This window comes from Catenulispora sp. EB89, from assembly GCF_041261445.1.
In the GTDB taxonomy this organism is placed as follows: Bacteria; Actinomycetota; Actinomycetes; order Streptomycetales; family Catenulisporaceae; genus Catenulispora.
This window is the reverse complement of the sequence record NZ_JBGCCU010000033.1, coordinates 83,099-104,801: the sequence shown is the minus strand read 5'-3', so window position 1 is coordinate 104,801 and position 21,703 is coordinate 83,099. Positions and strand designations below refer to the sequence as shown.

General features: G+C 70.6%; 24 protein-coding genes. 12 read left to right on the top strand and 12 right to left on the bottom strand.

The window, feature by feature from the left end; all coding sequences use genetic code 11:
- Positions 1-74: 74 nt before the first annotated feature.
- Entirely contained in the window at positions 75-1,589 is a 1,515-nt protein-coding gene (locus tag ABH920_RS43850) for an MFS transporter (protein ID WP_370355267.1), read from the top strand.
- Positions 1,590-1,753: 164 nt separating this feature from the next.
- Here ABH920_RS43850 and ABH920_RS43845 read toward each other — a convergent pair whose 3' ends face one another.
- Positions 1,754-1,984, bottom strand: a complete 231-nt coding sequence (locus ABH920_RS43845) for a hypothetical protein (protein WP_370355266.1) — start codon at positions 1,982-1,984, stop codon at positions 1,754-1,756.
- 231 nt (positions 1,985-2,215) lie between these two features.
- Here ABH920_RS43845 and ABH920_RS43840 point away from each other — a divergent pair, with 231 nt between their 5' ends.
- Positions 2,216-3,175, top strand: a complete 960-nt coding sequence (locus ABH920_RS43840) for an RICIN domain-containing protein (RefSeq protein ID WP_370355265.1) — start codon at positions 2,216-2,218, stop codon at positions 3,173-3,175.
- A 28-nt stretch (positions 3,176-3,203) separates the two neighbouring features.
- Here the strand turns inward: ABH920_RS43840 and ABH920_RS43835 are convergent, their stop codons facing one another.
- A complete protein-coding gene (locus tag ABH920_RS43835) occupies positions 3,204-3,986 on the bottom strand; it encodes a LysR family substrate-binding domain-containing protein (RefSeq protein ID WP_370355264.1) in 783 nt (260 codons plus the stop codon).
- Positions 3,987-4,063: 77 nt separating this feature from the next.
- Between ABH920_RS43835 and ABH920_RS43830 the strand changes: the two genes are divergently transcribed.
- Complete coding sequence (locus ABH920_RS43830; RefSeq protein ID WP_370355263.1) at positions 4,064-4,543, top strand: DUF5997 family protein; 480 nt, start codon at positions 4,064-4,066, stop codon at positions 4,541-4,543.
- 57 nt (positions 4,544-4,600) lie between these two features.
- On the opposite strand, the gene ABH920_RS43825 is transcribed toward ABH920_RS43830, so the two are convergent.
- The gene (locus ABH920_RS43825) at positions 4,601-5,716 is read right to left on the bottom strand and encodes an Rv2578c family radical SAM protein (RefSeq protein WP_370355262.1); all 1,116 of its coding nucleotides are present in this window, start codon (positions 5,714-5,716) and stop codon (positions 4,601-4,603) included.
- Positions 5,717-5,857: 141 nt separating this feature from the next.
- Between ABH920_RS43825 and ABH920_RS43820 the strand changes: the two genes are divergently transcribed.
- Complete coding sequence (locus tag ABH920_RS43820) at positions 5,858-6,577, top strand: hypothetical protein (RefSeq protein WP_370355261.1); 720 nt, start codon at positions 5,858-5,860, stop codon at positions 6,575-6,577.
- Here the strand turns inward: ABH920_RS43820 and ABH920_RS43815 are convergent.
- Positions 6,554-7,006, bottom strand: coding sequence for a VOC family protein (locus ABH920_RS43815; protein WP_370355260.1), 453 nt, complete (start codon positions 7,004-7,006; stop codon positions 6,554-6,556). The two genes, ABH920_RS43820 and ABH920_RS43815, sit on opposite strands and share 24 nt — an antisense overlap.
- Before the next feature lie 123 nt (positions 7,007-7,129).
- On the opposite strand from ABH920_RS43815, the gene ABH920_RS43810 reads away from it, so the two are divergent.
- The 3 genes from ABH920_RS43810 (at position 7,130) to ABH920_RS43800 (ending at position 9,838) form a co-directional block, all read left to right on the top strand.
- A complete protein-coding gene (locus ABH920_RS43810) occupies positions 7,130-8,035 on the top strand; it encodes a cupin domain-containing protein (RefSeq protein WP_370355259.1) in 906 nt (301 codons plus the stop codon).
- Positions 8,036-8,205: 170 nt separating this feature from the next.
- A complete protein-coding gene (locus ABH920_RS43805) occupies positions 8,206-9,141 on the top strand; it encodes a DNA-3-methyladenine glycosylase (protein ID WP_370355258.1) in 936 nt (311 codons plus the stop codon).
- A gap of 232 nt (positions 9,142-9,373) precedes the next feature.
- Complete coding sequence (locus ABH920_RS43800; RefSeq protein WP_370355257.1) at positions 9,374-9,838, top strand: kinase; 465 nt, start codon at positions 9,374-9,376, stop codon at positions 9,836-9,838.
- Between the two features lie 42 nt (positions 9,839-9,880).
- On the opposite strand, the gene ABH920_RS43795 is transcribed toward ABH920_RS43800, so the two are convergent.
- From ABH920_RS43795 to ABH920_RS43785, 3 genes are all read right to left on the bottom strand, one after another.
- On the bottom strand, positions 9,881-10,648 hold the full coding sequence (locus ABH920_RS43795; RefSeq protein WP_370355255.1) for a class F sortase: 768 nt from the start codon (positions 10,646-10,648) through the stop codon (positions 9,881-9,883).
- Between the two features lie 141 nt (positions 10,649-10,789).
- Positions 10,790-11,251: a hypothetical protein gene (locus ABH920_RS43790; RefSeq protein WP_370355254.1), complete on the bottom strand. Its 462-nt coding sequence runs from the start codon at positions 11,249-11,251 to the stop codon at positions 10,790-10,792.
- 292 nt (positions 11,252-11,543) lie between these two features.
- Positions 11,544-12,734 carry an epoxide hydrolase family protein gene (locus ABH920_RS43785; protein ID WP_370355253.1) on the bottom strand — a complete coding sequence of 397 codons (1,191 nt, stop codon included), beginning with the start codon at positions 12,732-12,734 and terminating at the stop codon, positions 11,544-11,546.
- Positions 12,735-12,868: 134 nt separating this feature from the next.
- Between ABH920_RS43785 and ABH920_RS43780 the strand changes: the two genes are divergently transcribed.
- The 3 genes from ABH920_RS43780 to ABH920_RS43770 all read left to right on the top strand — a co-directional run bounded on the left by ABH920_RS43780 (position 12,869) and on the right by ABH920_RS43770 (position 17,331).
- Entirely contained in the window at positions 12,869-14,056 is a 1,188-nt protein-coding gene (locus tag ABH920_RS43780) for an aminotransferase class V-fold PLP-dependent enzyme (RefSeq protein ID WP_370355252.1), read from the top strand.
- Between the two features lie 165 nt (positions 14,057-14,221).
- Positions 14,222-15,958 carry an ABC transporter permease gene (locus ABH920_RS43775; protein ID WP_370355251.1) on the top strand — a complete coding sequence of 579 codons (1,737 nt, stop codon included), beginning with the start codon at positions 14,222-14,224 and terminating at the stop codon, positions 15,956-15,958.
- Positions 15,959-15,975: 17 nt separating this feature from the next.
- The gene (locus tag ABH920_RS43770) at positions 15,976-17,331 is read left to right on the top strand and encodes a nitrate/sulfonate/bicarbonate ABC transporter ATP-binding protein (RefSeq protein WP_370355250.1); all 1,356 of its coding nucleotides are present in this window, start codon (positions 15,976-15,978) and stop codon (positions 17,329-17,331) included.
- A gap of 165 nt (positions 17,332-17,496) precedes the next feature.
- On the opposite strand, the gene ABH920_RS43765 is transcribed toward ABH920_RS43770, so the two are convergent.
- The 3 genes from ABH920_RS43765 to ABH920_RS43755 all read right to left on the bottom strand — a co-directional run bounded on the left by ABH920_RS43765 (position 17,497) and on the right by ABH920_RS43755 (position 19,205).
- On the bottom strand, positions 17,497-18,117 hold the full coding sequence (locus tag ABH920_RS43765) for a hypothetical protein (protein ID WP_370355249.1): 621 nt from the start codon (positions 18,115-18,117) through the stop codon (positions 17,497-17,499).
- 88 nt (positions 18,118-18,205) lie between these two features.
- Complete coding sequence (locus ABH920_RS43760) at positions 18,206-18,694, bottom strand: YfbM family protein (RefSeq protein WP_370355248.1); 489 nt, start codon at positions 18,692-18,694, stop codon at positions 18,206-18,208.
- A 13-nt stretch (positions 18,695-18,707) separates the two neighbouring features.
- Positions 18,708-19,205, bottom strand: a complete 498-nt coding sequence (locus tag ABH920_RS43755; RefSeq protein ID WP_370355247.1) for a YfbM family protein — start codon at positions 19,203-19,205, stop codon at positions 18,708-18,710.
- Between the two features lie 79 nt (positions 19,206-19,284).
- Here ABH920_RS43755 and ABH920_RS43750 point away from each other — a divergent pair, with 79 nt between their 5' ends.
- Together ABH920_RS43750 and ABH920_RS43745 are read left to right on the top strand one after the other, a co-directional pair.
- Positions 19,285-19,626 (top strand): hypothetical protein, encoded by a 342-nt coding sequence (locus ABH920_RS43750; protein WP_370355246.1) that lies wholly within the window; start codon positions 19,285-19,287, stop codon positions 19,624-19,626.
- Between the two features lie 224 nt (positions 19,627-19,850).
- Positions 19,851-20,393, top strand: coding sequence for a LuxR C-terminal-related transcriptional regulator (locus tag ABH920_RS43745; protein WP_370355245.1), 543 nt, complete (start codon positions 19,851-19,853; stop codon positions 20,391-20,393).
- A 35-nt stretch (positions 20,394-20,428) separates the two neighbouring features.
- On the opposite strand, the gene ABH920_RS43740 is transcribed toward ABH920_RS43745, so the two are convergent.
- Together ABH920_RS43740 and ABH920_RS43735 are read right to left on the bottom strand one after the other, a co-directional pair.
- Positions 20,429-21,208 carry a hypothetical protein gene (locus ABH920_RS43740; RefSeq protein ID WP_370355244.1) on the bottom strand — a complete coding sequence of 260 codons (780 nt, stop codon included), beginning with the start codon at positions 21,206-21,208 and terminating at the stop codon, positions 20,429-20,431.
- Positions 21,209-21,282: 74 nt separating this feature from the next.
- Positions 21,283-21,660: an iron chaperone gene (locus ABH920_RS43735; RefSeq protein WP_370355243.1), complete on the bottom strand. Its 378-nt coding sequence runs from the start codon at positions 21,658-21,660 to the stop codon at positions 21,283-21,285.
- Positions 21,661-21,703: the final 43 nt, after the last annotated feature.

The window sequence follows — 21,703 nt, the reverse complement described above, 5'->3', positions numbered from 1 at the left end:
GCGCGACTCGAGGGGGCCGCGCGTCGATCGAGTGCTGCCGGAAACGGCCGCCCGTCGAAAGCGAGAAGAAGCGCATGTCAACCACCACAGAAAGCCTGTCGCCGACCGGCGCGGGCGCCGGTACCGAGACGGAGAGTCCGGCACTCAACCCGCGCCGCTGGGCGGCCCTGGTCGTGATCGCCATCGCCCAGCTGATGATCGTGCTGGACGCGACCATCGTGAACATCGCGCTGCCGACGATGCAGCGCTCCCTGCACATCTCCGACGTCAACAAGCAGTGGGTCATCACCGCCTACGCGCTGGCGTTCGGCTCCATGCTGCTGCTCGGCGGCCGGGTCGCCGACTACACCGGACGCAAGCGGGCCTTCGTCATCGGTCTGCTCGGGTTCGCCGCGGCCTCCGCGGTCGGCGGGGCGGCCACCAACGCCGCCATGCTCTTCAGCGCCCGCGCGGCGCAGGGCGTGTTCGGCGCGCTGATGGCCCCGGCGGCCCTGTCGCTGCTGACCGTCACCTTCACGGAGGAGAAGGAGCGAGCCCGCGCGTTCGGCGTCTACGGCGCCATCGCCGGCGGCGGCACCGCCATCGGCCTGATCATGGGCGGCGTGCTGACCCAGTACGCCTCGTGGCGCTGGACGCTGCTGGTGAACGTGCCGATCGCGGCCATCGCCGCGTTCATGGCCACCCGCGTGCTGAGCGAGAGCAAGGCCCACGGCAACACCAAGTACGACATCCCCGGCGCGCTGAGCTCGGCCATCGGCCTGGCCGCCCTGGTCTACGGCTTCAACAAGGCCAACACCGACGGCTGGGGCTCGACCACGACGCTGAGCCTGCTGGCCGCCGGCGTGGTGCTGCTGATCGGCTTCGTGCTCTGGGAGCTGCGCACCTCGCACCCGCTGCTGCCGATGCGCGTCATCCTGGACCGCAACCGCGGCGGCTCGTTCCTCAGCTCCCTGCTGATGGGTGTGGGCATGTTCGGGGTCTTCATCTTCCTGACCTACTACATGCAGCAGATCCTCGGGTACTCGGCGCTGAAGTCCGGCTTCGCGTTCCTGCCGTTCACCTTCGGCGTGGTCGCCGGCGCCGGCGTGGCCACCCGGTTCCTGCCGCAGATCGGCCCGCGGCTGCTGATGAGCGTCGGCTTCGGCCTGGCCACCGTCGGCATGGTGCTGTTCACCTTCATCGGCGTGGACACCTCCTACCTGACCCACGTGGTGCCGGCCGAGCTGGTCATGTCCTTCGGCATCGGCCTGTTCTTCGTGCCGCTGTCCTCGACCTCGCTGATCGGCGTCGCCGACCACGACGCCGGTGTGGCCTCGGCGCTGGTGAACACCACGCAGCAGATCGGCGGCGCGCTGGGCACGGCGATGCTGGTGACGTTCGCCACCACCGCGACGACGAACTACTTCACCTCGCACGCCTCGCCGACCGCGAACCCGGCGTCGCTCGCCGCGCACGCCGCGGTCCACGGCTACGTGACCGCGTTCATCTGGAGCGCCGCCATCCTGGCCGTGGCCACCCTGGTGGTCGCCACCCTGGTCAAGGCGCGCAAGGACGACCTGCCGACCGGCGGGGCCGTCCACATGGGCTGAGCCGGGGCACACGGCTCAGAACAGCAGGGCAAGGGCAAGGGCACAGCGGCCCGGGTCCGGCGGGGAGACTCCCGTCGGACCCGGGCCGCTGTCATGTCCGCGACGCCCCGGAACCAGTCGGCGTACCGAGGCACCGGCAGCACCGGCGCACCGGCGCACCGACGTCACGCCGGCGGCGGCTCCTGCTCGACCAGCTCCACGAACTCGAACACCGCGGCCTGCCCCGTCCCGATGGTGATGTGCTCGTCGGCGTAGCGCCACAGCCCCACGCCGCCCTCGCACGGCACCCTCATCTCCGGAACCGCCTCGGTCGTGGTCACGACGCGGTTGTCCGTGCGCACCCCGAGTGGCTCGGGCCCGCCCTGCAAGTAGACGACGTACACCATCGCGATCACCGCCTCGACTCCAGCAGACCACGCCGGGCGGCACTGTGCACCTCGATCCGCCACCTGTACGCCAGGCGTTCGCCTCCCCGTCGCGCCACGCCGGTCTTCAGCGGTTTCGCAGGTCGTGAACCATAGACTTGATATCAGAGCACATAGTCAATGGCTTACCGGACCGGCCCGGGCCGTCGAGAGGACAGGTGGAGCGTGCGCGTCCCCCGACCCAGCGCCCCGGCTGCGGCCGTGACCGCTGCCGTGACCGCTGCCCTGGCCACGGTTCTGACTGCGGCTCTGGCGGCTCTCCTCGCCGCGGCTCCGGCCCGGGCCGTCTCCCGCCCCGCCGACGGCGGCTCGCACCGCTCACCGCACACCCTCGGCCTGAGCTACGCCAAGGTCCCCGCCTCGACGCTGCTGTGCGCGAAGGTCGCGGCCAAGGCCGGCTACTCCTTCGACCGCACCGTCGCCACCTCGCTCGGCCGGGAACCGCAGATCGTCGTCGCGATCGCGGTGGCCATGGCCGAATCGAGCTGCGACCCGGGCGCGGTGAACGTCAACTCCGGCGGCTCGGAGGACCGCGGCCTGTGGCAGATGAACAGCGTCTACCACTCCGAGGTCTCCAACGCCTGCGCCTTCCAGATCCAGTGCAACGCCAACGCCGCCTGGAAGGTCTCCGACCACGGCGCGAACTGGAGCCCCTGGAGTGCCTACAACAACGGCTCCTGGCGGTCCTTCGTCGGCGACGCCCGGGCCGCGATCTCCGGCGGCTTCAGCTTCCAGCTCGCGAACTCCGGTGGCCGCACCTGCCTGGACGCCGATCGGGGCGACCACGCCGACGGCGCCCCGATCCGGCAGTGGGCCTGCGACGCCGCCGATTCCCACCAGCAGTGGACCGTCGTCTCATCGAGCGTCGGCGTGCCGCCGATCCTGCGCAACGTCGGCACCGGCACCTGCCTGGAGTGGGACGGGACGAAGGCCGGCAACGCGCAGCCGATCGTCCAGTGGAGCTGCGACGCCGCCGACGGCGGTCAGCAGTTCTCGTTCGTCGGCAGCGGCCGGCTGAACACCGACGGTTCGGCTCAAGCGCTGATGCAGAACAGTCGCAACGGCACCTGCGTGGCCGCCGACCGGACCAGCCATGCCGACGGCGCGGCGATCTGGCAATGGACGTGCGCCGGGAGCGACGGCTTCCAGATGTGGAACTGAGCCGGCCGTCCTGGTGGTCCGGGCGCTGCTACTTGTGGCGCCGGGGCTTGGCGGCCTTCGCCGACCTGGCGGTTTTCGCGGTCCGCGCAGCCTTGGCGCTCTTGTTGCTCACGGCCGACTTCGCGGCATTGGCCGACTTGGCGGTTTTCGCGGTCTTCGCGGTCTTACCTGGCTTGGCCGCCGACGCCGCGTCCTGCGCACCGCGTCCCCGCGAACTGTTCACCGTCCGCCCCCGCACGATCCCGATGAACTCCTCGACCAGGTCGCTCGTCTCGCCCGCCGGCCAGGACAGCACGACCTGCGACTCCGGCACGCCGGTCATCGTCCGGTAGGTGAGGTCCTTGCGGTGGTGCAGCCGCGCCAGCGACTGCGGCACCAGCAGCACCCCGATCCCGGCCGCCACCAGCTCGATCGCGTCGGCGGTGGTCTCCGGCCGGGAGATCGCGGGTCGGCCCGGCAGCTGCTCCCACTCCAGGCAGTCGTCCATCGGATGCAGCACGATGTAGTCGCCGAGGTCGTCGGGGGCCACCTCGTCGAGCGCCGTCAGCTCGTGGTCCTTGGGCACCACGACCACGGTGGTCTCGGCGTACAGGGGGATGGCGCTGAGTCGGTCCCGGTCCACCGGGAGCCGTACCAGGCCGGCGTCGGCACCCGCTTCGACCAGCGTCGCGTGGGCTTCGGCGGCCGTCACCGCCACCAGCTCCAACGGGACTTCGGGCAGGCGTTCACCCCACGTGCGCACCCACTTCGCCGGCGTCACGCCGGGAACGTAGGCGAGCCGGAAGGTCGGGGTGGGAACGGTGCCTGTCACTCGGTCAGGGTACCTGCCGTGATCGGTATCCCCCGGTGCGATCACCGGCCGCGTCCGGCTCGATTAGGGTTGGACCCATGACGTCGCAGAAGTCCCCCCAGACGATGAAGCCCGCGACAGCGGCGAAGAAGCTGGGCGTATACCTTGAGGCCACCCCCGAAGCGTTCCAGGAGGGGGTCGTCTCCCGCGACGAGCTCGACGCGCTCCAGGCCGACCCGCCGGAGTGGCTTCGCGACCTGCGTCGTGACGGACCGCACCCGCGCCCTGTGGTCGCCGCGAAGCTCGGGATCTCCATCTCGGGGCTGGCGCGCGGCGGTGTCACCGAGCCGCTGACCAGCGCGCAGATCGAGGCCATGCGGGCCGACATGCCCGAGTGGCTGCGGACCGAGCGGGCGATCCAGGCCGAGGTGCGCCGCGAGGCGATCCGGGTCAAGGACAAGCAGGCCGCCGAGGAGAAGAAGGCCGCGAACAAGGCGGCGGCCCCGCCGCCGAAGCGTGCCGCCGCCAAGCCCGGGAAGCGTGCGGTCGCCAAGCCCAGTTCGCGCCGGGGGCGCTGATCCTGCGAAACACCGGTCGATTCTGCTGAAAGCACCGAGTTCCACCGACGCCGACGGTCAGCTCGGACCGAGCTCATCGTCGTCCCACAGCGCGGGTTGGCTTTCGACGGCCCGCGCTGGGGGCCGCGGCCCTGCCTTCCGGAAGTTCGCGGGCTGCTCTTCCGCAACCGGCTTCGGGCGGTTCAGCCCGTAAGCCTTCGCGAATTCGCGCACCGCCGACGTGATCCGGTCCTGATACCACGACGGGGCGTACGAACCGTTGCGGTACAGCGCGCGGTAGCGGGGAACCAGGCTCGGGTAGGTGGCCTGCAGCCACTCGTAGTACCACTCGCGGGCCCCGCTGCGTAAGTGCAGCACGATCGGGGTCACCGAGCGCGCCCCGGCCTCGGCGATCGCCGCGACCGTCGCGCGCAGCTGCTCGGGGGAGTCGGTGAGGAACGGCAGGATCGGCGCCATCAGCACTGAGCACCCCAGGCCCGCGTCGGCCAGCGTGCGCACGGCGTCCAGGCGGCGCGCGGGGCTCGGCGTCCCGGGCTCGACGGTGCGCCAGACGCTCTCGTCGATCGACCCGACGGACATCGCCAGCCCCACCGACACGTCCCGCGCCGCCGCCTCCAACAACGGCAGGTCGCGCAGCATGAGCGTGCCCTTGGTCAGGATGGAGAACGGCGTCCCGGACCGCGCCAGCGCCTCGATGATCTCCGGCATCAACCGGTACCGGCCCTCGGCGCGCTGGTAGCAGTCGACGTTGGTACCCATCGCCACGTGCTCCCGCTGCCAGGACGGCCGCGCCAGCTCCCGCCGCAGCACCTCGGGGGCGTTCACCTTGACGACGATGCGCGTGTCGAAGTCGAGCCCGGCGTCGAAGTCCAGGTAGGTGTGCGTCTTGCGGGCGAAGCAGTAGACGCAGCGATGCCCGCAGCCCCGGTAGGGGTTGATGGTCCAGCCGAACATCGGCGACTCGCCCGGCACCTTGTTCAGCACGGACTTCGCGCGGACCTCGTAGAACGTGGCACCCCGGAAGCCCGGGGTGTCGAAGGTGCGGACGACGGTGTCGGACGCCGCGAACAGCCCGGCTTGCACCGGTTGCGCGGCGCCGGAACCCGGGGCGTCGTCCTCCGAATCCTCCGTCGGATCGGTGTTTCCGCTGATCAGCTGGCCGGACCATCTCATGCGAGCCACTATAGAACGAATGTTCGATCAATGGGGAGGGGCCCTGCGAGTGTCCGATGGGTACGGTTGACTGTCCCTCGATCGATCTACATGCCCGGCGGCCTCGGCCGATTGCCGGGGGGACAGCGGTGGAGGTTCACGATGCAGGAAGACGTCATGACGGCCGGGGCGGGGTTGCGGGTCTACCCCGAGCCCGCGGAGGTGTTCGTCGCCGACCAGGTCGAACTGGCGCAGCACGTGCACCCGTTGATCTCGATCGATCTGGCCGGGGTGGACCCGGCCTGGCATGGGTGGATCCATCTGGTCAGCCCGCTGGAGCCGACCGAGGGCTACCTCGGCGACCACACGGAGGCCTTCCATTCGTCCCTGCAGAAACCCAACTGGCTCGGGTTCTCGATGGAGGACGACCGCTACCGTCTGCTCGGCGACTGGCGCTACTTCGCGCGGGCGACGACCCCCGAGGAATTGCCCGATCCCTGGCCCGGGTTCCGTACGCAGCTCCACGAGCACTGCGAGTCCGAGGAACGCAGTTACCTGGCACACCGGGACGCCTTCCGGCGTGAAGGCGTCCTGCTCATGCGGCGGGAGGACGGCTCTCCGCAGTTCGACGGGGCCGAGGCGGTGGCTTTCCTGGAGCAGCTCGGCGGCGAGGCGGATGCGCACGGCAACTGGGCTCAGCCCGATCTGTTCGACATCGAGCACGACGACCAGATCGCGTGGCCGGTGAGCCCGGCCGGGAACCCGTTCCGGTTCGTGGCGTCGGTGCCGGGCTGGCACTACCGACGTGGCGGCGCCGACTCGATTCTGCTGTTCTTCGAGCCTGTTGACCGGCTCGCGCTACTGACTTTCGACTGGAGCTGAGGCCGGGGAGGAGACTCTGTTCCAGGCTTTGTGGACGAACTCCAGCCGGTTGCCGTCGAAGTCGGCGACGTTGGCGGCGTAGTAGCCCGGCGCGAAGTACGTCCGGTCGGCGGGACCGCCCTCGTCGAGGCCGCCGGCGGCGATCGCGGCGGCGTGGGCGGCCTCGACGGCCTCGTCGGTGTCGCAGACGATGCCGAGGTAGAGGCCGGTCTCGCCGGGCTGCCGGCGGCGCAGCCAGATGCTGGATCCGACACCGGTGCCCGAGACGTAGCCGGCGTCGCCGATGCCGAACAAGTCGGGGACGGTGTCGGGGCCTGCTGCCGCGTCGTAGTTCCCGAACGCGCGCCAGCCCAGGGGTTCGAGCGCTGCGAGGTAGAACGTCAGGGACTTGTCGACGTTCGTGACGGAGATGTAGACGTGGTCGATCACTTCGAGGACTCCTTCCGTACCGCGGCGTTCTCGCGGGCGAAGTTCATGATCCGACGCTATGGCGTGGAAAGTGCGCCGATCAATGCTTGATTCGCTCAAAAAGCACAGTGATACGCTCGCGCCGTGGACCTTCTGCATGATTATCTGGTGAGAGCCCGGGCGTCCGGCGCGGTCTTCGCGCGCTCGGTCGCCCGGCCGCCGTGGGGTCTGACGCTGCCCGGCTCCATCCAGCTGTCGCTCCACACGGTGCTGCGTGGCCACGCCTGGGTATGGCTCGACGACCCGGCCGCCGCCGAACGCCTGCTGCCGGGCGACCTCGCGATCGTCGTCGGCGGCCGCGACCACCACATCGCCGACGAGCCGGCCCCCGACCGGTGCCTGGACCACGAACGGTTCTGGGCGGCGAACACCGGCGCCGGCGCCGGCGCCGACGACCCGCGGGCCGCCGTCTTCCTGTGCGGCGCCTACCGCCTGGCCGGCGACGTGGGCCGCAGCCTCCTGCAGGCCCTGCCCCCGATGCTGGTCATCCGGCCATCAGCGCACGACCAGGTCCACGACGTCATCTCCCTGATCTCCCGCGAACTCACCCAGCCGGCGCCCGGCCAGCAGACTGTCCTGGACCGCCTGCTGGACGTCCTGCTCGTCCTGGTCCTGCGCGCCTCCTACCAGCACAGCCCGACCGCACCGCGCTGGTACCGCGCGGCCGAGGACCCGCGGCTCGCCCGCGCGCTCCAGGCCATGCACGAGGAGCCGGCGCGCACCTGGAGCGTGCCGGAACTGGCACAGCTCAGCACGATGTCACGCGCATCCTTCGCCCGGAACTTCGAGCGAGCCCTCGGACAGACCCCGATGCAGTACCTCACCGACTGGCGCCTGACCCTGGCCCGCGAATACCTGCTGGCCGACGAACTCACCCTGGAACAGATCGCCCGCCGCACGGGATACAGCTCACCGAACGCCTTCGCCGCGACGTTCCGGCGCCACGTCGGACTGCCGCCCGGCCGCTGGCGCCAGGAAATCGCCGGGTGACGACGCGGAACGACCGGAGCCTGTAGCGCCTCGCCGCAGGACCACGAACCATTCGCGGGGACGGAGGCGCGCGACGTTCACCCTGGTGGCGCCGAGCGGCGGTGGCGCCTTACGGGAGGCTGTAGGACAGTAAGCGTCCCGCGATCACCGCCAGCCGAGGAGCCTGTGCCGTGTCCCACCCGGCCGTGGAGCACCCCGCGGACCACACCGTGCACTGGCAGCCGGCGTTCCCGGTGAACGCCCGGCTCACCCTGTCGAGCCTGCGCCACGGCCTCCGGGACCCCACCCACCGCGTCGAGCCGGACGGGACGTTGTGGCGCACCGCGCTGACCGGCACCGGCGCCGTCACCTACCGCATCCGCCAGCACCGCCTGGACGACCTGGTCATCGAGGCCTGGGGCCCCGGCGCCGCCGAACTCGCGGACGGCATCCGCGACGAACTCGGCGCCCGCGACCACCCCGAGCACTTCCACCCGGAGCACCCGCTGCTGCGCGCGGCGCGCCGCCGTCTCCCGGGCCTGCGCGTCCCGGCCACGGGACGCTTGTTCGAGGCCGCGGTCCCGGCGATCATCGAACAGCGCGTCGTCGGCAAGGACGCCATGGCGGCCTGGACCCGCCTGGTCAAGATCCACGGCACCCCGGCGCCCGCCCCGGGACCGGCCCCGGCCGGCATGCGCGTCCCCCCGACGCCAGCGACATGGGAGCAAATCCCCAGCTGGGACTGGCGCCAGGCGGGCATCGACCACCAGCGTTCGCGCACTGTCATCCTCACGGCGCGCCACGCGACCCGCCTCGACCAGTCCGCCGCCGACCCCCAGGAGGCGTACCGCCTGATGGCGGCGATACCAGGAATCGGCGTCTGGACCGCCGCGCAGGTCGGCCACCGCGCCCTCGGCGACGCCGACGCCCTGCCGCTCGGCGACTACCACCTGGGACGCATGACCGGCATGGCACTGCTCGGCCGCCCCCTCGCCGACGACGAGGTCGAAGCCTTCTACGAGCAGTGGCGCCCGCACCGCTACCGGGTCTGCCGGCTGCTGGAGCTCACGCCAGGGGCCGCGCCGCGCCGCGCTCCGCGGGCGCCGCGGAACAGGCCGATGCGCTGAGGCGGTGGGGCGCTGTCGGTCTGCGGATCACGAGGTTGCTGCTTGCCACTTGCCACTTGTCTCGCCCCGAGAGTCCGCGCTCGCCGCCCCGCCTGGCCCGCCGCGCCCGCTGCCGCCCGCACGTGCCATTCCGCGCCGTGCCCCCCGCCGACCGGCCTGCCGCCGGCCGCCTGCCGTTTCTGCGTCGCCCGCCGCGACAAAACTGATTGACCCCCCACTTAACCTGACCACCATGCCCAGCCCTCTGATCGTCCTCCGTGGCCCCTCCGGCTCCGGCAAGAGCCGCACCGCCACCGCTCTGCGCGAGCGCTATGGACGGGGCCTGGCGATCGTGCGGCAGGACGTGGTCCGGCGCGACATCCTCCGCGAGCGGGATCTCGTGGAGGGCATCATGGACGCCGGGCGCTACGGCGCCATGCTCGCCGCGCTTCTGGCCGACCACGCCGGCGCCGCGCACTCCTACTACTTCGACATCCCCTTCGACGTCACCGTCGAGCGCCACTTCACCAAGCCGAACCACGCCGACTGGACCGTGGACGACATGCGCGACTGGTACGTCGAGCACGACGTGCTCCCCGGCGGCGTGGACCGCGTCATCGGGTCCGACAGCACCGAGCACGACACCGTCGAGCGCATCCTCGCCGAGACCGGACTGCTCGCCGCCGACCGGCCGCCGCACCCCAGCCTGGCCGATTGACTGAAGCCGGTTGACCGGTCCCGCCGTCGGCTGCCCGCGCCGCTAGCTCCCGGCCGCCTGCCCCCGTGCAGCCGTCAAATGCGCGAACACCACCACGTTCCCCAAATACTCATAGCGCCGCTTGTCGAATCCCGCCCCGCATGTGATGACCCGCAGCTCGGCGCGCGCCGCGTCGCCGTACACCTTGTCGTTCGGGAACGCCCGCGCGTCGTATGCCTGCACCGCGTCGACCGTGAACACCGCCGTCACCCCGTCGGCCCGGTCGACGTCCACCTCCGCGCCGGGCTTCAGCGCGCCCAGCGCGTAGAACACCGCAGGGCCCTGATCGTTGTCGACGTGCCCCGCGATCACCGCCGTCCCGATGTCGCCGGGCGATGTCCCGTCCCCGTACCAGCCCGCGAGGTTCCGGTCCCGCTCCGGCGGGGCCGCCAGGCGCCCGGTGGAGTCCAGGGCGAGGGACATCAGCGGCGCGTCGACGTTGATCGCCGGGATGCGCACCCGCGTCGGGGTCGCCGGCGCGAGGATCGGCGGCGCGTCCAGCGGCTGGAACTTGCTGACGTCGAACGCCGGTGCCGCCACCGCCGCCTGAGCCGGGCTCGCGGCCTTCGGGAAGCCCTGCGCGGCCGTCGGCTGGGGAGGGGGAGCCGGGGTGTGCAGGCTGTCGGCCACCATCACGACGCCGACGCACAGCCCGAGCGAGACCAGCGACGCGGTCAGCACGCCCCGCGCTGAGATCCCATGCCGGGCCTTCGCCGTCTTAGCCGTCGTGTCGCCGCCATCGAACAGCCGCCGAGCATCTCCGTGCTTCATTGCGCATCTCTCGCAGAGGTCAGGCAAGTAATGAATCCGCTGTGACGTAGAACGGTCTTAGCGCGCCCCGAACCAACACCCGAGGCGCGCTCGACCACATGACGCCGATTTATCGATATGCCGACACCGTCAGGTGCGGCGTCAGCTCTCGCCGCCCGCGCGACGCCGCCGCAGCACCAGCGCACCCGCGCCCGCCGCGCCGAGGATGCCCACGCCGCCGGCCAGCTCGCCGCCGTTCACGCCCTGGCTCGTGCTGCCCACGCCGGTGCGCATCGCGCCGCGCGGGTGGCGGTGGTCGCGGTCCCGGTCGCCCTTGCACACCTTCTCGGCCGACGCGATCGCCGCCTTGGCCTTGCCCATCAGGTCGCGCAGGTTCTCCTCTTCGGCGGTGCCGGGGTGGCCGCCGGCGGCGACCTGCTTCTTCAGGTCCGCGGCCGCGGCGTTGAAGTCGTGCTTGGCCTTCTCCGCGGCCGAGATCGCGCTCCAGCAGGTGGCCTTGCCGGCCTGCGGGGCGGCGGTCGCGGCGTGGGCCGCCGGAGCGGTCAGGACGAGGCCCGCGGTCAGCACGGCGGCGGCGGTCACGGTGGTCTTGATCGAGCGCATCTGTCAGCCCTTTCGTCCACGGGCCGCGACGCCTGGTGCGCCGCTGCTGGATCCCCGTGTCACGAAACAGGCAATAGCCGCTGACCGGACAGATGATGCGTGAAGTCTGATGATCGAACTCGTAGACGCCCGTCCCGGAACCCGGATAACCAGCAGGTCAGAGAGCTTTTTCAGGGGATCTTAAGGTTCGATGATTCCGGCACCCGAACGGGTGAGACGACACGCCCGGGCCGGTCAGAGCCCTGTCGTCCGGAACGCCTCCGGAACGCCTCAGGAATGCCTCCGAAACGCCTCAGGCCTCCCGCAACTGACGGAAGAACGCCCGGACGTCCCCGACCAACAACTCCGGCACCTCCATCGCCGCGAAGTGCCCGCCCCGGTCGAACTCCGTCCACCGCACCAGGTTGTTGCTCCGCTCGGCGAGGTGTCGCAGAACGATGAAGTTCTCCGCCGGAAAGCACGCCAACCCGGTCGGCGTCCGCGAGGGCTCCGGCGCCGAACCCCAGTACGGCGCGTGCGCGCGCTCGTAGTAGATCCGCGCCGAAGACCCCGCCGTCCCGGTGAGCCAGTACAGCATCACGTTCGTCAGCAGATGATCGCGATCGACAGCGTCACCCACCCCATCCCCTGGATCAGTCCACTCCTTGAACTTCTCCGCGATCCACGCCAACTGCCCCACCGGCGAATCCGTCAGCGCGTAGGACAACGTCTGCGGCCGCGTCGACTGCACATCCGCATAACCCTGCTTCTCCTTCAGCCACGCCTGCGTCCGAGCCCACGACGCCAGCGTCCGCTCCCGCTCCGCCGCGCTCAACGCGTCCAGCTCCTCAGCCGTCGGCTCCGCCGAAGCCGCCGCGCCCGGAATCAGGTTCAGATGCACGCCGAGCACCTGCTCCGGGAACAGCCGCCCCAACTCCCGCGAGATCGCCGAACCCCAGTCCCCGCCCTGCGCGCCGTAGCGCTCGTACCCCAGCCGCCGCATCAGCTCGGCGAACGCCCGCGCCACCCGCAGGTGGTCCCAGCCGGTCTCCCGGGTCGGCCCGGAGAACCCGAACCCGGGGATGCTCGGCAGCACCAGGTGGAAGGCGTCGGCCGGATCGCCGCCGTGCGCGCGGGGGTCGGTGAGCGGGCCCGCGATGTGCTCGAACTCGGCGAAGGAGCCCGGCCAGCCGTGCGTGACGATCAGCGGCGTGGCGTCCGGCTCGGGGGAGCGCAGGTGCGCGAAGTGCACGGTCGCGCCGTCGATCGTGGTCAGGAACTGCGGCCACCGGTTCAGCCGCGCTTCCGCCGCCCGCCAGTCGTACTCGTGCCGCCAGTAGCGCACCAGCTCCCGCAGGTGGTCGCGCGGCACCCCGTACGCCCACCCGACCCCCGGCAGCTCGTCCGGCCACCGCGTGCGGTCCAGCCGGGAGCGCAGATCCTCCAGGTCGGCCTCGGGGATCGCGATCCGGAACGGCCGCAGGGATTCGTCGGAGTTCGCCACGCCTTCGGAGCTTAGTCGTACCGATCATCCAAGATCGTCCCGGCCATGGATACAGATCGTCCCGGCCATGGATACAGATCGTCTCGGCCGTCAGTACAGATCGTCCCGGCCGTCGGTCCGATAATCTCAGAGCCATGATCGATATGACCAGGATCCTGGCGGACACGCCGGGGGCGGCGAAGCAGGTCTTCCTGAACAGCGCCGGCAGCTCGCTGCCTCCCGCGCCGGTCCTGCAGGAGGTGATCGGCCACCTGCGCCGCGAGGCCGAGATCGGCGGCTACGAGGCGCTCGACGAGCGCGAGGCCGACCTCGAAGCCGGCTACACGGTCTTCGCCGAGCTGCTCGGCTGCCGCCCCGACCAGGTCGCCTTCACCGACAGCGCGACCCGCTCCTGGCTGGCCGCGTTCGACGCGCTGCCGCTGGCCGCCGGCGACCGGATCCTGGTCGGCGAGCTCGAGTACGGCGGCAACGCCATCCCGCTGCTGATGCGCGCCCAGGCCGTCGGCGCGTCGGTCGAGCTGGTGCCCAGCGACGCCGACGGCACGTTCTCCGCCGACGCGCTCGCGGACCTGCTCGACGAGCGCGTCAAGCTGGTGTCGGTGGTCCAGGTCCCGACCAACGGCGGCGCGGTCGCCGACGTCCGCCGCATCAGCGACGCCGCCCACGCCGCCGGCGCCCTGGTCCTGCTCGACGCCTGCCAGGCCGTCGGCCAACTGGCCGTCGACGCCGAAGCCCTGGACGCCGACATCCTCACCGGCACCGGCCGCAAGTGGCTGCGCGGCCCGCGCGGCACCGGCTTCCTCGTGGTCCGCGACCGCGCCCGGGCCGTGCTGCGCCCCAAGCTCGCCGACCTGCAAGGCGGCACCTGGACCGGTGCCGACACCTACACGCTGCGCGACGACGCGCGCGTGTACGAACTCTGGGAGAACGACACCGCCGCCCGCCTCGGCCTGATCGCCGCCGCCCGCTACCTGCTCGACCTCGGCCCCGTGGCGGTGGAGCAGGAGGTCACGCAGCGCAGCACCTACCTGCGCACGGCACTGGCCGCGATCCCCGGCGTGACCGGGTACGACCTCGGCGCGCGCAAGAGCGGCCTGGTCACCTTCGGCATCGCCGGCCTCGAAGCCGGCGAGGTCCAGGCGGGGCTGGCCCGACGGGGCGTCGCGGTGAGCGTTTCGCGGCGCTCGTCGACGTTCTACGACATGGTCCGGCGCGGGTTGACGGAGGTGGTGCGCGCCTCGCCGCACTACTTCCTGACCGAGGCACAGCTGGACGCCGCGGTCGGCGCGGTCGCGGAGCTGGCTCGGGAGGCTGCCGACTGAGCGATCCCGTGAGGAGGCTGTTTGCCTTCCGTGCGGAATCAACTTCTGTTCATGCTCCCGCCGCGCCCACGTTCCGAACCGCTCCGGCGCGGCCAACCGACCGTGGAATCATGAACCCGTCCCCGCCGCCGACGGCGGCAGCCCGGGTCTGCGCGGAGGTGGTCGATGGCGTCGTGGGGGCAGTTCCCGTCCAGCGGGGTCTGGCGGCGTCCGGCGTTCCGCTGGGTCGACGCCGTCGTGTTGGTCGGCGTCGCCGTGCTGCTGTTCGGCCTGCTGCGCCTGGCGCCGTCGTTGAACGCGCCGTTCCTGCCGAGCCAGGCGCCCTCGACCGTGTCGACCGATCCGGGCGAGCTGCCGTACTACGCCGTGCGCTCGCTGCTGCGCATGTTCATCGCGCTGGTGCTCTCGGTCCTGTTCACCTTCGTCTACTCCACCGCCGCCGCGCGCCTGCCCCGCGCCTCGAAGGTGTTGATCCCGCTCCTGGACATCCTGCAGTCCGTGCCGGTGCTGGGCTTCCTCACCGTGACGGTCACCGCCTTCATCAACTTCTTCCCCGGCTCCTCGCTCGGCCTGGAGTGCGCGTCCATCTTCGCGATCTTCACCGCGATGGCGTGGAACATGACCTTCGCCTTCTACCAGTCGCTGGTCTCCCAGCCGCGGGACCTGGACGAGGCCGCGCGCATCATGCGCCTCACCAAGTGGCAGCGGTTCTGGCGGCTGGACGTGCCCAGCGGCATGATCCCGCTGGTCTGGAACGGCATGATGAGCTTCGGCGGGGCCTGGTTCTTCCTGGCGGCCTCGGAGTCCATCAGCGTCCTGAACCACACCTACGCGCTGCCCGGCATCGGCTCCTACGTCGCCGCCGCGATGAAGCAGGGCAGCCTGGGCAAGGTCGGCATGGCGATCGTGGTGATGGTCGTGATGGTCATCGCGGTCAACATCTTGTTCTGGCGGCCGATGGTGGCCTGGTCCGAGCGCTTCCGCGCCGAGGATTCCGCCGCCGCCGACAAGCCGCGCAGTGTGGTGCTGGACCTGCTGCGGCGCTCGGTGGTGCCGGCCGCGGTGGCCCGGCCGGTGCGGCCGGTCGGCCGGCTCCTGGACCGGCTCACGCGGCCCTTCGGGCTGGCCGAGCACCCGCTGTCCAAGCCGGTGGTGCGGCAGCGGACCGGGGACGTGTTCTTCGCCGGCGTCGTCACCGCCGCGGTGGCCTTCGGCGCCTGGCGCGCCGCGACCTACCTGCACGCGCGCGGCGCCCTGGGCCAGTTCGGCCACGCCTTCCTCCTCGGCGGCCTGACGTTCTCCCGCGTCGTGGTGCTACTGATCTTCTCGACGGTGATCTGGGTGCCGATCGGCGTCTGGATCGGCATGAACCCCCGGGTCTCGCGCATCGCTCAGCCGGTGGTGCAGGTGGCCGCCAGCTTCCCGGCGAACCTGCTGTTCCCGTTCGCGACCGCGTTCTTCATCGCCGCCGGCATCAGCCTGAACTTCGGCGGCATCCTGCTGATGGCCCTGGGCGCGCAGTGGTACATCCTGTTCAACGTCATCGCCGGCGCCAGCGCCATCCCCTCCGACCTGCGCGAGGCGATGCGGCTGATGGGCGTGAGCGGCTGGCTGCGCTGGAAGCGCTTCATCCTGCCGGCGATCTTCCCGGCGTACGTGACCGGCGGCATCACCGCCGCCGGCGGGGCCTGGAACGCCTCGATCGTCGCCGAGATCGTCGACTACGGCAAACACCACCTGGAAGCCGCGGGCCTGGGCGCCTACATCGCCAAGGCCTCCGCGTCCGGCGACTTCCCCGAGGTGCTGATCGGCGTGGTCGTGATGAGCGTGTACGTGGTCGGACTGAACCGGCTGTGGTGGCGGCGCCTGTACGCCCTGGCCGAGGCGAGGTATTCCCTGTGAGCGCGAAGGAGCCGGCCGTGACCGAGAAGGTCCCGCACGCCGCCAGCACCGTCATCGTCGAGGCCGAACGCGTCACCAAGACCTTCACCACCCCCGGCGGCCACGCGCTGCCGGTCCTCGACGGCGTCTCCGTGACGCTGCGCGAGGGCGAGATCGTCGCGCTGCTCGGCAAGTCCGGCTCCGGCAAGTCCACGCTGCTGCGCTGCATCGCCGGCCTGATCGCCCCCTCCTCCGGCACCGTGGAGTACCGCGGCGAGCCGCTGAACGGCGCCAACCCCGGCGTGGCGATGGTGTTCCAGTCCTTCGCGCTGCTGCCGTGGCTGACCGTGCAGCAGAACGTGGAGCTGGCGATGCAGGCCCGCGACGTCCCCGAGGCCGAGCGCCGCGACAAGGCGCTGCGCGCCATCGACCTGATCGGCCTGGACGGCTTCGAGTCCGCCTACCCCAAGGAGCTCTCCGGCGGCATGCGCCAGCGTGTCGGCTTCGCCCGCGCCCTGGCCGTGGAACCCGACGCGCTCCTGATGGACGAGCCCTTCTCCGCTCTGGACGTCCTCACCGCCGCCAACCTGCGCGGCGAGCTGACGAAGATGTGGGAGAGCCGGGAGTTCCCGACCAAGGCGGTGCTGATCGTCACCCACAACATCGACGAGGCGGTCCAGCTCGCCGACCGCATCCTGGTCCTGTCCTCGAACCCGGGCCGCATCCTGGCCGAGCTGCGCGTGGACCTGCCCCGCCCCCGCGACAAGCGCGACCCCGGCTACGAGGAACTCGTCGACACCGTCTACGACATCCTCACCGGCCGCGAGTCCGCCCTGGAGAAGGCCGCGGTGGTCGCGCCGGCCGCCGTCGCCGCCCTGACCCCGATCGACCTGCCGCTGCCCGAAGCCTCCGTCGGCGGGCTGTCCGGCCTGCTGGAGATCCTGGACGCGCGCGGCGGCCGCGACGGTCTGGCCGAGATCGCCGAGGACCTGAACTTCGAGGTCGACGACCTGCTGCCGCTGGTCGACGCCGCGGTGATGCTCACCATGGCCAAGGTCTCCGGCTCCGACATCGAGATCACCGACGAGGGCCGCACCTTCGTGGCCTCTCCCACCGACCCGGCCAAAGCCCAGTTCGCCGGACTCGTCGTCCAGCACGCCCCGCTGGTCGGCGCGATCGTCAAGGCCCTGCGGGCGACCAAGGACGGCTCGCTGCGCGAAGGGTTCTTCGTCGACCTGCTGCGCCGCGGCTTCTCCGAGGACGAGGCGCGGCGGCAGCTGGACATCGCCATCGACTGGGGCCGCTGGGCCGAGCTGTTCGCCTACGACGCCGAGCGCGGCGAGCTGATCCTGGAGGCACCGGAGCCGGTGGTGACCGGGGGATCGCGGCTCTGATTCCTGCTAACGGCCACCGCCGACGTATGAGCGCAGTCTGTAATGTAGGTTCCCGTTGGATCTGTCGCCCCTAGCGACGCCGACCTGGTCCTTCACTCTGATTCCCATCGTCTTGGCGGGCGGGCTGTTCCAGTAAGTTGTCGCTTTCCTCGGCGCTGGGTCCGTTCATTCGTAGATTCGGGCGCCGGAGAGTTGGACGGCGATAGACCGCCAACTCACCGGCTCCACCGGGTCGCGCTGGATCCGGAGCTTGATCATCAGCGCAGGCAGTGGTTTGAGGTAAGCGTCCTCCAGTTTCGCCGCCCAGGTTCCCAGCCAGTTCGACAAGACCCCGTAGGCCCATCGCCCTTGGCTATCCCATTTGTTCCAGCTGGTGCGCTCAGCAACCTCAGCGGCGTCGAGGCGGAAGTCGCCAATCAACCAACGGACGTAGTCCAGCAGGCTGTCCAGCCCCTCCACCGCCTTGGCGTCGCCGAGGTTGCCGGTCGTCGCCTCCGGCAAGGAAGCAGGCGCTTCGTGTCTGGCGGTGCTCAGCAGGCATGCGACCTCCCACCAGTCGGTCATCATCGGCTCGGCGAACACGGGGTTGCCGAGCGCGATCTGCGTTTGTGTGAACGCCAGCAAGGTGCCGATCGCCGCGAGGAAGTCGGGAATCGTGGCATTGCGCCAAGATCCCATGCCATGTTCGGCGGCCCCGGCCTCGGCCGCGAGCAGATGAAGGTAGGCGACGAAGTATTCGATGCCCTCGACGTCTTGCCAGTCCTCAACGCTTGCCGGTTGTGTCACGGGCGCAGATTACCCACTCGTGGGCGTGTGCTTCCTGCCGGTTTCGGGCTCACAACAGCGCCGGCGCCGCGGCGGACTCGAATGATGGTCACAGGCCGACGGTGAAGATCACGGCTCTCCGGGCCTGTGCTGCCCGCTGGTAGAAGCCCCGCAGGTCGTCAAGGTTGGTCCACGTGTAGCCGAAGTCGTCCTCGTCGCGCGCCCCGTCGTAGTCGTCGAAGTCGAGACCGAAGAACCGTTCCCGCGTCCACCCTTCGTCGACACGCTCCAATGCCTGCGCGACGTCGACGACCTGTTCGGCCGTGACGAGCGCGACGATGTAGTCGTCGCCTTCATGAAGTTGACGCCCGCCGAGTACGACGTGGGACAGCGGGTATTCGCCGTTCTCGAACAACAACTCGCCGTCAGTCAGGCACCGGTGGATCGCGTCCCACGCCTTGTCGGTGCCCATCGACCACTCACCGTAGGGCGACTCCTCAATCTCCTCGAAGACCTCCGCGAGGTCGTCGTCGCCGTTCGCCGCCAGCAACCGGGCCAGATCACCGGCGTCCAACGCGAAGTGCATCCCCAAAGACACGACGGCCCCCCTCTCAGTCGATCCAGGCGATGACCGCGTCACCGGCAGCAGAGGTCGCCTGCAAGAACAACGCCAACGACCCGAAGTAGTCGCGTCCCCATTCCAGCGACTCCCGCGTGTCCCAACCCTGCGGATAGATCTGGGCGGCGGCCACCTCGGCGACATCCACACCATCGATCAAGTCGTCGTAGGACAGACGGCCGAGCTCCTCGGCCGCGACCCGGACCCGGTCGACAGACAGGAAACGGGGCGGCTCGTAACCCCAGTCCTCCCCGCCAAACTCGGTCTCACCCATCACCACATCCACCGGGAAGCCACGGCGACGCAGCAGAAAGTCCAGCAGGTGCCACGTCTGGTACGTGCTGAAGTGCTTGGCGTCCTCGGGACCGAGCCCGCCATCCTCCTGCTCGTCCTGGACCTGCTCAGCCAGCTTCTGCGCCCACTCCGGATTGTTCACGGCCCGATCGAGCTCGGACGGCGTGACCCTCAGATACTCCCCGATCATGCTCATGCCGGCCAGGATAGGGCCAGGTCACGACAACCCCAAGGCCCGGACCGGCCGGTCAGACCCCGCTGGCATCCTGGTCGCCGTGTCTTCCATTGACGCGCTGCGCAGCGAATACGACGCCGACCCTGGCACCTTCCTGTACCCCGGCCGCATCGAGCGCACGTGGGACCGTGACGCCTACAACCGGCTCCAGCGCACCATGCGCGAGGTTTGTGAAGAACTCGAAGGTCAGGACCGCATCGACCGCTGGATCGCCGACGCATTCTGGTACGCCGAGGGCTTCGTGCGCGAAGAGGAGTCCTTCCCGGATCCCGAACCGCAGGAGTACTTCGAGGACGCGAAGCGAAGGACGTTCGACCTCTGTTCCTGGCTGTTCAGCGGCCAGAGCCCCTATCTGCCTGGACACGACTGGCCGGACCTGTAGCCCAAGCAGCCAATCCCACCGAACTGTCGCAAGTGACAGATCAGCGACAACTCGATAGGACATGCGACACGTTCAACGGGAACCTACATGTAACCTCTGGAGACTGTCTGGAGGAAACCTGAAGCCGAGTGTCAGACGCTGGAAACATGACGGTAACTGCGACTGGGACAGCTAACGGGACAGCGGCGGCGCCGGGCTCACGGGGCCGGGTCCGCATCGCGATCGTGAGCCCCGACATCCTGGCCCGCATCCGGCAGGAGTTCGCCAGCAAGGGCCTGGCCGTGAGCATCGACCGTCTGCCCGCCCTGGAACTCACCGTCGAGCCCGGCCCCGGCGCGCCTCCGGCCGCCGCCGCGCTCGCCGACGTGCTGAGCCGCCTGGCCGGCCCGGCGGCGCACAAGGCTCCCGCCGCCAGCGCGCACTACCAGCTCTCGCTCGTCGCCGAGGCGGCCCGGACCGACGCCGACGCCACGCGCCCGCGCCGCCGCCGGCCCCCGACGGCCCCGCCGGGCCACCCGGCGCCCGGGCACCCGGCCCCCGGGCACCGCCCCACGGCCCGCCCGCACGGCCGCGAGCTGTCCCCGCGCGAGGCCGAGGTGATGACCTGCATCAGCCACGGCATGCTGAACGCCGACATCGCCGAACGCATGCGCCTGAGCCAGAAGACGGTCAAGAACCACGTCAACCACATCTTCGCCAAGCTCGGCGCGCGCAGCCGCGTCGAGGCGGTGCTGGTGTGGCAGGGGCGGGAGGGCGGCGGCGCGTGACGACGCGGCGCCGGTGCCTTCATTGACTGGGCCCCTCAGCTCATTTCGGCCCGCAGTTCGCGGAGCATGCGCTCTGTCTCCCGACGCCGCTGGACGAGCCGCCAAAGGCTGACCCCACCCGCCACGACCAAGCCCACCGCGACGGTGACCGGTGCCGTCACCAGCGCGGCACGCAGGCTCCCGCCCGAGGCGATCACTGCGGCGCTGAGAGCCGTCGCGAAGCCCGCGAAGATCACGGTAGCGGCGAGGAAGAACCCCAGCCCCCTGCGCGAGTCGCCGAACCATCCTGTGAACGCGGCCGAGAGCAGCGTGAGCCCGGCCAGGACCACCGTGAACGCGGCCGCGTAGAAGGTGGCGGTCAACCGAGACCGGTACTGCTCGGACGGCGCCGCGGAGGGGATTTCCGTGTCCCCTTGGGCAGTGACGGAGACGATGGCTCCGTGCCAGGTCGTCAAGGCCACGAAGTCGCCGTCCTGGACCTGTTGGAACACCGCGCCGACTCCGCGCGGGAAGGTGAGCGTCGTCTGCGTGCCGCCGCCGGAGACCCGCAGCTTGACGACCGGACTCTTGTAAACGTGCTGTAGTGGTCCGACGGCGACACCCGCGACGTCCTCGACGCAGTCGCGGTTCCCGGATCCCTGAGCCGCACAAGGCTGCGCGCGGGCCAGCGCGTGCTCGTCCGCCGTCACCGCGGACGCCCGGTTCGCCAGGTGCACCGTGCCGGCCACCGCGATCGCGGTCAGCACCGCCGCGACCGCCGCCGCCGGTCCGCGCCGTGGTCGCTCCACCCGGTCCCGCGAACGCCGCCTGCTCATCGCTTCCCCCGACCCAACTGCGACTTTGCCCCGCGCGAAGTCCGCAGAAGATGTTCTACACGCGCGCCACGCCGCTAGCCAGTACGCCGCCGAGCACCGCCGGCCGCGGCGGCCTCGATCTCGGCCGCGCGCAGCCGCACGACGTCGTCCAGCACCTCGGCCGGCAGCGGATGCTCGACGCTGAACCGGATGGCCCCCGACGACAGCGAGAACCCGTCCAGCCGCTCGGCCACCCGCGCGACGACCTTCCCGCTGAACGGGTAGAGCGCGAGATGCTTCGCGGTCTGCATCGTCGCGATCAGACCCTTGCCCCGATAGAGCAGCGCCGGCATCGCATAGCTGCGCCCCTCGACCGCGTCCGGTACCAGCTCCAGCGCTCGCCGACGCATGCCGTCGAAGAGGTCCCCGACCTCCGCCGGCAGGGTCGCGTAGTAGTCGGTGACTTCTCCCATTTTTGCGACATTAGCGCACCTCAGCGCGGTTGGCGCGCGCTTC